The sequence below is a fragment of the Paraburkholderia sp. SEWSISQ10-3 4 genome (genome assembly GCF_030464785.1).
GTDB lineage: Bacteria > Pseudomonadota > Gammaproteobacteria > Burkholderiales > Burkholderiaceae > Paraburkholderia > Paraburkholderia aspalathi.
Window position 1 is genome coordinate 86108 of the sequence record NZ_JALPRI010000026.1, and the last position, 11637, is coordinate 97744.

Sequence of the window (11637 nt, forward strand, 5' to 3'; positions counted from 1 at the left end):
AGGCAGGCATGGCGGTATTGCGTGGTACACAACTTGCGCTCCGACCGCCTGCAGCGTCCCGCTCATCGGTTATGCTGCGCTCCCATTCCGCGCTCGCGCACAATCAGAATCCAGGATCTACTTGGTGAATTCCGTCTTCCTGTCTTGGGGTATCGCCATAGCCGCCACGGCCGGCGTCATCACCCGTCCGTTCAAATGGCCCGAGGCTGTGTGGGCCGTCGCCGGCGCGCTATTACTCGTATCGCTGGGCCTGCTTCCCGTCGATCTGGCCGTCGAGGCCGTCGGCAAGGGCACGGACGTCTATCTCTTCCTGTTCGGCATGATGGTGCTATCGGAAGTCGGGCGCCGCGAAGGTCTGTTCGACTGGGTCGCCGTTTTCGCAGTCAACCATGCCAAAGGTTCGCCGAGAAAGCTGTTTCTGCTGGTCTATCTGGTCGGCGTGGTCATCACCGCCTTCCTTTCCAATGACGCTACCGCAGTCGTTCTCACGCCCGCGGTTTTTGCCGCCGCCAGGAAAGCGAAGACGCCTCCGCTGCCCTTGCTCTTCATCTGCGCGTTCATTGCGAACGCCGCGAGCTTCGTACTGCCGATCTCGAATCCGGCCAACATTGTGCTGTACGGCAATCACACGCCCGCGCTCGGGGCCTGGCTGATGCGCTTCACGCTGCCTTCGCTACTGTCGATCGTCGCGACCTATGTGCTGTTGCGCTGGACGCAGCGCGAGGCGCTCGCCGGCACCTGCGAAGCCGATCTCGAGCCGCTCGAGTTGTCGTCGAGCGGGCGCGTGGCGCTGGCGGGTATCGCGGTGACGGCCGTCGTGCTGCTGACGGTTTCGGCCTTCGATGTCCCGCTCGGCCTGCCCACCGCGATACTCGGTGCGCTGACTGCCGCGGTCGTGCTGATCCAGGAGCGCAAATCGCCGCTGCCGATGATCCGGGAAATATCGTGGAGCGTGCTGCCGCTGGTCGCCGCGTTGTTCGTGCTGGTCGAAATGCTCGATCACACCGGGGTCATCAGAACATTCGTTCAACTGTTGCAAGATGCGACGCAACACAATGAAGCCACGACGGCTGCCTGGGCAGGCAGCGTCATCGCGATCAGCAGCAATCTGATGAACAACCTGCCGGCGGGCCTGATCGCCAGTTCGACCGTAATGCAGGCTCATAGTCCCGAGCGCGTGATCGACGCGCTCCTGATCGGCGTCGATCTGGGGCCGAACCTGTCGATCACCGGTTCGCTCGCGACGATCCTCTGGCTCAACGCAATTCGCCGTGAAGGCGAAGAAGTGAGCTTCATGAAGTTTTTTAAAGTGGGCGTGGTGGTGATGCTGCCCGCTCTCGCGCTGGCGCTCGCCGCGCGGATCCTGATCGGTTAAGGGCAAATAAAGGGTAATGCATCATCGCTGGGTGCCCGTCGCTCGCATGGGCGGCTCCGTCTCCAGCGCTCGCGCGGACTGCTCGAGCGAGCGCAGGGCGGCTTCGAGCCGTGCGAGGCGGGCGCGCTGGCTGGGCATCAGCAATGTCTTGGGAAACATGGCTAGCCGATTGCGCCAGTACGTCAGGGGAATGCGATCGTTGGTGGAAATCTTCCCGAAGACAAGTTCGAGATGGGCGATTTCTTTGTCTATGTCGTGATAGCTCATCTAACTAACGTTCCAGAAGAAGAGGTGGACGGGCGATAAAGCGCGTGTGAGCCGAGCGCCGCTAGCTGAACAGATCGGTCCAGCTAGCAGGCGCGCCTGCCGGTGGTGGAGAATGCAGCAAGCGCCGTACCGCGCGTCCACGATACCAAGCTAACATCGAGCTTTCAAACACCGAACATTCATCTGATGATTCGGCGCCGCCCAATCAGGGAGGCCTCTTGAGGAGACTGGTCTTTCTCCTGTTTTAATCCACACATTTCGTCGCTCGACCGCCAAAAAAGCGAGTTCATCTCGCCTTTCTGCCCGTAAGAATCGTTTCCTGGGACACAAGCTACCGATTGCCGGTAATCCAGTGCGCCGCGCAAGCGGAACAACCCGTTCTCACGCGGCGCGCCAGCCATTCTTCAGGACAACGGGAATTCACCAGGCATTCTTGCGGACAGCATGTCCTATGCTGGTTCAACGGCTATTTTTGTAATCCAAATGTTGGATCCGTTCGTGCTGACAGCACGGCGATCGTCTGTCGGGACTCGCATTCGGCACATTTAGCGCGGCACCACCATCACGGGCTGCGAGTAGCTGACGGCAGGGGCGGGCACGATCGCATAGTTGGTCGGCGCGGGCACCACGACCGTCGTGTACAGGGTGACGGGTTTCGGAGGCAGCGGCACGGGCGTGCCGACCGCTACGGCAACGGGGATTGGGGCCGGCGGCGGCGCGACCACGTAGACCGGCTTGACCGGCGCGTAGTAATAGACAGGGCGCGGCGGCGGCGCGTAGACCACGGCAGCCGGCATATAGACGACCACCCGGGCGAACGCCGTCGACGAACAGGCGAGACCGATGGCGGTGAAGGTAGAGGCGCAGACGAGACGAATACTCACTTGATACTCCTGAGACGTTGAGCGGTGCGGAGCGTCTTCCGGTGAAGAAGCCGTGCGACTGGTTCGGATTGCTTGAGAACCCTTCCGAACCGTTGAGGCGCCGCTGAGGCACTTGATGCACTTAAGGCACTTGCGGCACTGGTAGCGCCGGCAGACGAAAGATACGCAAACCACCCTGTAAACGGCAGCGCGAACTTATTTCATTCAATGTCGCGCGCAAGTGGGCCATGAGATGAGCATGCAGGTGTATGAAGCGCATGCTGTGTTGCGACGACAGCGATAACGTGTGCCGCGCCGGCGCCACAAGAATCCATGACATAAGTCGACATGATTCTCAAATTGCCTTCCGGCGGCGCTTCCTCAAGAATTCGGCCTGTCATCGAACGGATCGCGGCGGTTTGCAGGCGACGCACGATGGCTCAATCCAAGGAGTCAGTCATGAAAAAATTTCTCGCCGTTGTGCTGCTGTGCTGCGCATCCACCGTCACGTTCGCCCAAACGGCCGCACCGCAGGGCGCCAACCCGCAGCGCATGGAGCGCATGGCGCAGCAGTTGCAAACACGCTTTGCGAATGCCAACACCACGCACGACGGCAAGCTCACCCGGGAACAGGCTGCCGCGGGCATGCCGATGGTCGCCAAGCATTTCGATGAAATCGACACACAGAAGGCGGGCTACATCACGTTGCCGCAGATCGCGGCATTCATGCAGGAACGCGGGGCAGCGCACTGAGCCGCGCGGGCATCGGCGGGATCGTAGGATATTTGACGCCTCAATGCGTGATGAAACCAGCCACGTCCTGCCGCCTGTCTATCGCCTGTGCGCTGATCGTATCGATGAGCGTGGCGCTGACGGGTTGCGTGACGGTCGGCCCCGACTTCAAACAGCCGGACGTGACGCTCGAAAACCAGTGGCTCGAAAGCCTGGCAGGCGAGGCGCAGACCGCGCCCGGTGCTCAGGCGGCCTGGTGGACGGCTTTCAACGATCCGGTGCTGAGCGCGCTGGAACAGCGTGCGTACGAACGCAATCTGTCACTGCAAGTGGCGGGTTTGCATATCTTCAAGGCGCGCGCGCAACTCGCGATCAGCGCCGAGAATCTGCTGCCGCAATCGGGCAGCGTGTCTGCTGGCGCGGACCACATCAACACAAGCGGCGTCGGTCCGATTCCGCCCACGCATCTGTGGGCCGAGCATCTGCGTGTGAACGTGGGCTGGGAAATCGATTTCTGGGGCAAGTATCGCCGGCAGATCGAATCGGATCGCGCGCAACTGCGCGTGTCCGAAGCGGCGTATGACAACGCGCTCGTGTCGCTGTTCGCCGATGTCGCCAATGCGTACATCGACCTGCGCGCGCTCGAGCAGCGTATCGCGGTGGCGCAGCAAAACCTGAAGGCGGTGCAGCAGAGTCTTACGCTGACCCAGGCGCGCTACAAACGCGGCGCGTCGAGCCAGCTCGACGTCGAGCAGGCTGCCACGCTGGTGGCCGAAACCGAGGCGCAGATTCCGCCGCTCATCAAGGCACGCGCGCAAGACCGCGACACACTTGCCGTGCTGCTCGCCGATCCTCCCGACGCAGTCGATGCGCAACTCAAAGGCAGCAGCGCGATTCCGGTGCCGCCGACGCAGATCGATGTCGGTATTCCCGCCGATCTGCTGCGCCGGCGCCCTGACGTGCGCCAGGCCGCGCTCAACGCGGCGGCGCAATCGGCGCTGATCGGCGCGGCCAAGGCGAAGCTGTATCCGTCGCTATCGTTGACGGGACTGTTCGGGCTTTCGTCGGGCGAACAGCGTGGCATTGGACTATCGCAGTGGGGCAGCAAGACGATCGGTCTCTTCTCCGCGGGCATCACGCTGCCGATCCTCGATCGAGGCCAGTTGAAGAACGCCGTGCGGATTCAGGACGCGGCCTTCCAGGAGGCCGTGCTCGACTATCAGAACACGGTGCTGCAAGCGCAGAAAGAAGTGGAGGACGCGATTGCCGCACTACGTACCTCGCTCGATGCGCTGGCGGCGTCGTCGCGTGCGTCCGATGCGTCGCAGCGCGCCTTGAAGCTCGCGAATGTGCAGTATCGCGCGGGATCGGTCACGTACGACACGGTGCTCGACGCATCGCGTTCGATGCTGCGTGACGGCGATTCGCTCGCGCAGAACCAGGGAATCGCCGCGCTTGCGGCGGTGTCCTTGTATCGCGCGTTGGGCGGCGGCTGGGAAGTGGCAGAGGGGCAGCAGGTGGTGAGCGAACAGATCGCCGAACAGATGGCGCAGCGCACGGACTGGGGGCGCTTACTGAACCCGCCGGCGAATTCCGCGCTGGCGCGCGCCAGTGGAGGCCAGCTCGAGAATGGGAAATAAGAACATGAAAAACGGGAGCGGGGCACAGCGTAGCGTGGCGAACACGCACCTGGGAGCGAGGTTTTGCATCGTGCTGGCAGCGGCAATGGCGCTGGCCGCGTGCCGCGACGGCAGCGCGCCCGCCGCACAATCGTCGCAAGCCGCGTCCCTGCCGCAAGTCAGCGTGATGCGGCCGGTGCCGCGCGAGGTGCGCGAACAACTCGATCTGAGCGGCACCGTCGCGCCCTCGGCGACCGTCACGCTAATCGCGCGCGTGCAGGGTGTGCTGAAGGAAATCGGCTTTGCCGATGGTGCTTACGTCAAGCAAGGGCAGGTGCTGTTTCGCATCGAGCCGGATACGTATCGCGCGCAACTGACTTACGATCAGGCCGCGCTCGACAATGCCGACCAGGAACTGGTCCGGCAAAAGCAACTCACGTCCGATAACGCGACCTCCGAATCGACGTTGCAAAAGGCTCAGACCACCCGCGACCAGGCGCTCGCCAAACGCGACATGTCGCGTATCAATCTCGCCTACACGGAAATACGTGCGCCGTTTGCGGGCCGCATCGGCGCACGTGCATTCGACGTCGGCAATCTGGTGGGTGCGTCCGACTCCACCAAGCTCGCCACGTTGGATCGCATCCAGCCGGTGTATGTGAATTTCACGCTCAACGAGCGCGACGCCAACCGCATCGGGCTCTTCACGCAGCCACCCCGCACGGTGCGCGTCAATGCGCTCGGCGCGGCCGCGGGCCAGGGGCAAGGTGAGGACGCCGCGCTCGAATTTGTTGACACACGCGTCGATCCGAGCAGCGGGGCGGTCAAGCTGCGCGCCGATATCGTCAATCGGGATGCGCATCTGATTCCCGGCATGTCGGTTGAAGTGCACATTCCTGCGGGCGCGCCGCACAACGTGTTGCTGGTGCCGGACACGGCATTGCTGCGCGATCAGGCAGGCGCGTCGGTGCTGATCGTGAACGGCGCGGGCGTGATCGAAAAACGCGCGGTTGTCACGGGTGGTTTGTACGGTTCGCAGCGGGCGGTCACCTCGGGGCTCACCGCGAACGATCAGGTCGTGACCGGCGGTGCGCTGGCTGTCGCGCCCGGCGCCAAGGTGCAGGTGGTCGCCGCTGCGGCGCAGGGTCAGTCATGATCCGTTTCTTCGTTGAGCGGCCGGTTCTTGCCAATGTGATCGCGTTGATCGTGATGCTGCTCGGCGCGGTCGCGCTGATTAACCTGCCGATCGCGCAATATCCGCCGATCACGCCGCCGACCGTGCAGGTCGTCGCACGCTTTCCGGGTGCGAGCGCCGCGACTGTGATCGACCGTGTGGCCTTACCGATCGAAACGCAGGTCAATGGCGTGGAAAACGCGCTGTACATGCAATCGACCAGCACGAACGATGGCACCTACACGCTCACGGTCACTTTCGCCGTCGGCACGGATGTCGATAAAGCGCAGGTGCTGGTGCAAAACCGCGTGTCGGCCGCCACCGCGCAATTGCCGCAAGCGGTGCAGCAGCAGGGCGTGACCGTGCGCAAACGTTCCACGGCGATCCTGCAGTTGTACACGCTGCAGTCGCCTGATCCGAAATACGATTCGCTGTTCCTGAGCAACTACGCGGTGATTTATCTGCGCGACACGCTCGCGCGTTTGCCGGGTGTCGGCGACGTCACCGTGTTCGGCACGGGGCAGTACAGCATGCGCGTGTGGCTCGATCCGCAGAAGCTGAGCGAGCGCGGTCTGACCGCCGCCGACGTGATGCAGGCGATCCAGAGCCAAAGCAAGGACGTGAGCGCCGGTCAGCTCGGTTCGGAGCCGAACGCGGGCGGCCAGGCGTTCCAACTCACAGTGACGATGCAGGGCGCGCTGTCCGATCCGCACGAGTTCGACGACATCATCGTTAAAGCCGATCCGAACGACGGTGGCCACTTCGTGCGCATTCGCGATGTGGGTCACACAGAACTCGGTTCGTCTAGCTATGGGCAGTTCTTCAATCTCGACGGCAAACCGGCCGCGGGCATTGCCATCTATCAACTGCCGGAAGCCAACGCGCTTGAAGTCGGCAATGCCGTGAAAGCGACCATGGCGCGACTCGCCAAGGACATGCCGAAGGGCGTCAGCTATCAATTGCCGTTCGATACGACGACCTTCGTGCGGCAATCCGTGATCGACGTGTACAAGACGCTATTCGAGGCCGCGTTGTTGGTGCTCGCGGTGATCCTGCTGTTTCTGCAGAACTGGCGCGCGATGCTCGTGCCCGCCACGACGATTCCGGTGACGATCATCGGCACGTTCGGCGCGATCTACATGCTCGGTTTCTCGATCAACCTGCTGACGCTGTTCGCGATCGTGCTGGCAATCGGCATTGTGGTGGACGACGCGATCGTGGTGGTCGAAGGGATTACGCAGCATATCGAGCAGGGCAAGACGCCGAAGCAGGCTGCCATCGACGCAATGCACGAGCTGCTCGGGCCGATCATCGGCATCACGCTGGTGCTGATCTCGGTGTTTCTGCCATCGGCGTTTCTCGGTGGCGTCACGGGCCAGATGTACCGGCAATTCGCGCTGGTTGTCGTCGCAACGACCATCATCAGCGCGATCAACGCGGTGACGCTCAAGCCGGTGCAAAGCGTGCGCTGGCTGCGGCACGCGCGGCCCGGCAAGCCGAACATCGTGTATCGCGTGTTCGACAAGGGGTACGCCCGTGTCGAAAAGGGCTATGTGCGCATCGTGTCGTGGTTCGTGCAGCGCTGTGGCCTCGCGCTCGGCATCGCGTTGGTGCTCGGCGCGGCGTCTGCGTTTCTGCTGACGCGCGTGCCCACCAGCTTCATTCCGCTCGAAGATCAGGGCTATATCCTGATCGCCGCGCAACTGGCCGATGCCGCTTCGCTCGGCCGCACCCGCGAGGCGAGTACGCAGATAGAGAAGCGCATCGGTGCGATTCCTGGCGTGAGCCATGTGGTGTCGATCGGTGGCATCTCTCCGCTTGATAACAACGCGTCGCTGCCGAATTCCGCGCTGATCTACGTCACGCTCGACGACTGGAGCAAGCGCGGCAAAGGCGAGGACCTGCGCTCGCTGTATTTGCGCATGAATAGCGAACTCGCGAAACTGCCTGACGTGCGCTCCGTGGTGATCGTGCCGCCGCCGATCCAGGGCCTCGGCAATAGCGGCGGCGTGCAGATGCAGGTAATGCTCACGGACGGCTCGCAGAACTATCAGCGCTTGCAGGATGCCACCGACGCGCTGATCGCCAGCGTCTCGAAGCGGCCTGAACTGCAGCGCGTGTTCAGCCCGTTTCGCGCGTCGGTGCCGACCGTCGAACTCACGCTCGATCGCGCCAGGGCCGAGTCGCTGCAGGTGCCGGTCGGCAATGTGTTCGACCTGCTGCAGGATTACGTCGGCTCGAGCTATGTGAACCAGTTCACGACGTTCAACCACACGTTCCCCGTGTTCGTGCAGGCCGACGGCGCGTTTCGCCGCGAAACCGACGACATTCGCCGCTTGCAGATTCGCAGCAATAGCGGCCATATGGTGGAGCTGGGCACCTTCATCGATGCGCATACGAGCGTCGGCCCGGCCGTGGCGACGCTGTATAACCTCGCGCCGGCCGCGGCCATCAATGGCAATCCGGCGAACGGCTATAGCACCGGTCAGGCGATCGCCGCGTTCGAACAGGAAGCCGCACGCGTGCTGCCGGCGGGTATCGGTTACGAATGGACCGCGATGTCGTATCAGGAGAAACTGGTCGGCAATTCGGCCTATTGGGTGTTTGCCGTGGGCGTATTGCTGGTGTTCTGCGTGCTGGCCGCGCAATACGAAAGCTGGTTGCTGCCGGTGGCGGTCGTGCTCGCCGTGCCGCTGGCGTTGCTCGGCACAGCCGGTACGCTTGCCGCACTCGGCGCCGCTAATAACCTCTACACTCAGATCGGCCTCGTGTTGCTGATCGCGCTGTCGGCGAAGAACGCGATTCTGATCGTCGAGTTCGCGCGGCATCTGCGCGCGCAGGGCGTGGGCGTTGCCGAGGCCGCGGTGGAAGCGGCACGCTTGCGGTTCCGGCCGATCATGATGACCTCGTTCGCGTTTATTCTCGGCGTGGTGCCGCTCGTGATCGCCACCGGCGCGAGTGCGAGCGCACGCCGTTCGCTCGGGATTGCTGTATTTTCGGGGATGCTCGCTTCAACGTGCATTGCCGTGCTGTTCATTCCGTCGTTCTACGTGCTGTTGCAGCGCCAGGCCGAACGGCACGCGGCGCGGCATGCACCGCCCGACGCTTAAACCGAGGAGCTTTCGTATGGAACGCCCCGCCAAAATCATCGTGCTCGACGACGAAGCCGAACTGCGCAACATGCTGCAGCGTTTTCTGCGCGGGCATGGCTTCGATGTCCGGATCGCGGAGGACGGCAAGCGGCTCGACCGCTATCTCGAGCGTGAGCCGTTCGATCTGCTGGTGCTTGATCTGATGATCGGCGAAGAGGACGGGCTTGCCATCTGCGCCCGGTTGCGCGAGCAAGGGCAGACGCTGCCGATCCTGATGCTGACCGCGAAGGGCGATCCGCTCGACAGGGTGCTCGGCCTCGAAACCGGCGCCGACGACTACCTCGCCAAACCCTTCCTGCCGCGTGAACTGGTGGCGCGGATCAATGCGCTGTTGCGCCGCCAGAAGATCGCCTCGGGCGATGTCACCGTGACTTCGCAGAGCGTGCGCTTCGGCGATTTCAGTCTCGATGTCGGCAAGCAGCAGTTGTCGCGTACCGGTGAGTTGCTGGAGATCCATTCGGCGCAGATGTTGTTGCTGGTCGCATTGGCCTCGTCGCCGAACCGGCCCGTGAGCCGTGACAATCTGCTGGCGCGCGCCCGTGGGCGTGATCACGATGCGCTCGATCGCAGCATCGACGTGCAGGTGCTGCGGCTCAGGCAAATTATCGAGGACGACCCGTCGAAGCCGCGCTTCATCAAGACCGTGTGGGGCGTCGGCTACATGCTGGTCGCGGACGTCGACTCATGACGCGCGCGTGGCTGCAGAGGGCGCTGCCTAAAACGCTGCTGGCGCGCAATATCCTCTTGCTGATCGTGCTGGTGATGCTGAGCCAGCTCTGCGCGCTTGCGGTGTTGCTGCACTATGTGCAGCGGCCCCGCGTCGAACGTGCGGCTACGGTGTTCGCCACTTACGTGACGACGCTCGATAGCCTGCTTCAAGCCACGCCGCCGGGTGCGCGCGCCCAATTGACTGCACGCCTCGATGCTCGCACGCAACTACCCGCCGATGCCGCCCTTGAACCACCGCCCAGTCTGATGCGCGCTTATCGCACGTATCAACGCAACGTGTTTCTCGAGAGTTTGCGCGAGCATCTGCCCGCCGACATGCCCGCGCTCTGGCAGTCCGAAGGCGGTCAACGCTTGTGGATTCGCATGCATGCGCCGGCCGATGCGCCGCACACGCCGTACTGGATCGCGCTGCCGATTCCCGAGGACGCGCAAGGCAACGGACTCGACGCCGCGATTCTGTTGTCGCTGGGTTTGGGCGCGCTGGCGGCGCTGACCGGCTACGTGATTCAGCGCCACCTCAACCAGCCGCTGCAGGCGTTGACGCAGGCGGCGCGTCGCGTGAGTGCCGGTGAAACGCCCGCGCCGTTGTCGACCGACGGTCCTATCGAGATCGCCACGGTGAGCAGCGCGTTCAATCAGATGACGCATGCGCTGCAGCAGGCCGAGGCGACGCGCGCGCTGATGCTGGCGGGCATCTCGCACGATATCCGCACGCCGCTCACCAAGTTGCGGCTTTCGATGGCCATGGCGATGCCCGACGGCAGCGACAGCAGCTTCGTGGTCGCCGCCGAGGGATATCTGGACCAGATCGAGACGATCTTGCAGCAGTTCATGGATTACGCCGGCAGTGGCGAGCGTGAAGCGGCGGAGCCCGGCGATCTCAATGCATTGGTCGAGCGGCTTGCCGGCGATTTCGCCGGGCTGGGCCATGAGTTTGAGCTGTCGCTCGCGGTTCTGCCTGCGATTGCCTACCGGCCGATCAGCATGATGCGGCTTCTGATGAACCTGATGCAGAACGCGATCGTCTATGGCGGCACCGGGTTCTCCGTGCGCAGTTGGGCCACAAGCGAAGCTGTGTATGTCGCGGTGGGCGATCGCGGCAAAGGTCTTTCAGCGGAGGAGTTGGAGCAACTGAAAGCGCCGTTTCAGCGTGGCCGCAATGCTCGCGCGCATAGCGGCGGCACCGGGCTGGGGCTGGCGATTGTCGAACGGATCGCGCGGCTGCACGGCGGCAGCCTGCAGTTTCATGCGCGCGAGGGCGGCGGGTTAGAAGTGTGGGTGGTGCTGCCACTCATTCCCGGTCCAGCCACGCATCCAGTCCCACCCGGAAAGCCACGCCCGCAATGACCGGCACGGTCAGCATGAGGATGATGCCGAAGTTGGGAATCTCGTCGCCGTAAGTAATCGGACCGTAGAGCACGACAGTCGCAACGATCGCGAAGACGATGACGCCGATCGCAACCATCATAAGATTGCGCGCCACCATGGACAGATCCTTGCGCTTAGTCTTGCCCGGCGTGGTGCTGGTAGTGGGGACTTCGTCGTGTTGGGCGGGCATGATGGTTCTCGTGGCTGGAAATGCAATGACAAACGCTGCGGCGAAACGTGGTGCCGAATCGAGCGCCGGCCGGCGCTCGATTGGCATCATACCAGGGGTCGTTCGTGCCGCGCACCTACACGAACATCCCTAACACTAACGTATCACACGCCAGACGAAGCGCAAGTC

10 protein-coding genes are annotated in these 11637 nt (G+C 63.1%); 7 read left to right on the forward strand and 3 right to left on the reverse strand.

The genetic code is table 11. The features are described from left to right. Positions 1–124: 124 nt before the first annotated feature. Positions 125–1375: an arsenic transporter gene (locus tag M0D68_RS32005; protein ID WP_093632913.1), complete on the forward strand. Its 1251-nt coding sequence runs from the start codon at positions 125–127 to the stop codon at positions 1373–1375. A gap of 21 nt (positions 1376–1396) precedes the next feature. On the opposite strand, the gene M0D68_RS32010 is transcribed toward M0D68_RS32005, so the two are convergent. Next, a complete protein-coding gene (locus M0D68_RS32010) occupies positions 1397–1642 on the reverse strand; it encodes a hypothetical protein (RefSeq protein ID WP_093632912.1) in 246 nt (81 codons plus the stop codon). Between the two features lie 545 nt (positions 1643–2187). Further along, the gene (locus M0D68_RS32015; protein WP_200651546.1) at positions 2188–2526 is read right to left on the reverse strand and encodes a hypothetical protein; all 339 of its coding nucleotides are present in this window, start codon (positions 2524–2526) and stop codon (positions 2188–2190) included. A 438-nt stretch (positions 2527–2964) separates the two neighbouring features. Between M0D68_RS32015 and M0D68_RS32020 the strand changes: the two genes are divergently transcribed. Genes M0D68_RS32020 through M0D68_RS32045 form a run of 6 tightly spaced genes read left to right on the forward strand, consistent with a single transcriptional unit; the run spans position 2965 to position 11258 of the window. Further along, positions 2965–3258, forward strand: a complete 294-nt coding sequence (locus M0D68_RS32020; RefSeq protein ID WP_054038902.1) for a hypothetical protein — start codon at positions 2965–2967, stop codon at positions 3256–3258. A 50-nt stretch (positions 3259–3308) separates the two neighbouring features. Next, positions 3309–4877 (forward strand): efflux transporter outer membrane subunit, encoded by a 1569-nt coding sequence (locus tag M0D68_RS32025; protein WP_266226388.1) that lies wholly within the window; start codon positions 3309–3311, stop codon positions 4875–4877. Positions 4878–4881: 4 nt separating this feature from the next. After that, entirely contained in the window at positions 4882–6012 is a 1131-nt protein-coding gene (locus M0D68_RS32030) for an efflux RND transporter periplasmic adaptor subunit (RefSeq protein WP_266226390.1), read from the forward strand. After that, positions 6009–9140: an efflux RND transporter permease subunit gene (locus M0D68_RS32035; RefSeq protein ID WP_200621364.1), complete on the forward strand. Its 3132-nt coding sequence runs from the start codon at positions 6009–6011 to the stop codon at positions 9138–9140. The genes M0D68_RS32030 and M0D68_RS32035 overlap by 4 nt, the downstream gene beginning before the upstream one ends. A 16-nt stretch (positions 9141–9156) precedes the next feature. Then, positions 9157–9870 (forward strand): response regulator, encoded by a 714-nt coding sequence (locus M0D68_RS32040; RefSeq protein ID WP_093632907.1) that lies wholly within the window; start codon positions 9157–9159, stop codon positions 9868–9870. Beyond that, positions 9867–11258 carry an ATP-binding protein gene (locus M0D68_RS32045; protein WP_211708344.1) on the forward strand — a complete coding sequence of 464 codons (1392 nt, stop codon included), beginning with the start codon at positions 9867–9869 and terminating at the stop codon, positions 11256–11258. The genes M0D68_RS32040 and M0D68_RS32045 overlap by 4 nt, the downstream gene beginning before the upstream one ends. Here the strand turns inward: M0D68_RS32045 and M0D68_RS32050 are convergent. Beyond that, entirely contained in the window at positions 11203–11469 is a 267-nt protein-coding gene (locus tag M0D68_RS32050; RefSeq protein ID WP_266212518.1) for a hypothetical protein, read from the reverse strand. The genes M0D68_RS32045 and M0D68_RS32050 overlap by 56 nt on opposite strands. Between the last annotated feature and the right edge of the window lie 168 nt (positions 11470–11637).

Excerpts from the sequence above, each read along its gene's own strand:
- M0D68_RS32035 (WP_200621364.1), top strand. The coding sequence starts at position 6,009 with ATGATCCGTTTCTTCGTTGAGCGGCCGGTTCTTGCCAATGTGATCGCG.
- M0D68_RS32040 (WP_093632907.1), top strand. The coding sequence starts at position 9,157 with ATGGAACGCCCCGCCAAAATCATCGTGCTCGACGACGAAGCCGAACTG.
- M0D68_RS32030 (WP_266226390.1), top strand. The coding sequence starts at position 4,882 with ATGAAAAACGGGAGCGGGGCACAGCGTAGCGTGGCGAACACGCACCTG.
- M0D68_RS32020 (WP_054038902.1), top strand. The coding sequence starts at position 2,965 with ATGAAAAAATTTCTCGCCGTTGTGCTGCTGTGCTGCGCATCCACCGTC.
- M0D68_RS32010 (WP_093632912.1), bottom strand. The coding sequence starts at position 1,642 with ATGAGCTATCACGACATAGACAAAGAAATCGCCCATCTCGAACTTGTC.
- M0D68_RS32050 (WP_266212518.1), bottom strand. The coding sequence starts at position 11,469 with ATGCCCGCCCAACACGACGAAGTCCCCACTACCAGCACCACGCCGGGC.
- M0D68_RS32045 (WP_211708344.1), top strand. The coding sequence starts at position 9,867 with ATGACGCGCGCGTGGCTGCAGAGGGCGCTGCCTAAAACGCTGCTGGCG.
- M0D68_RS32025 (WP_266226388.1), top strand. The coding sequence starts at position 3,309 with ATGAAACCAGCCACGTCCTGCCGCCTGTCTATCGCCTGTGCGCTGATC.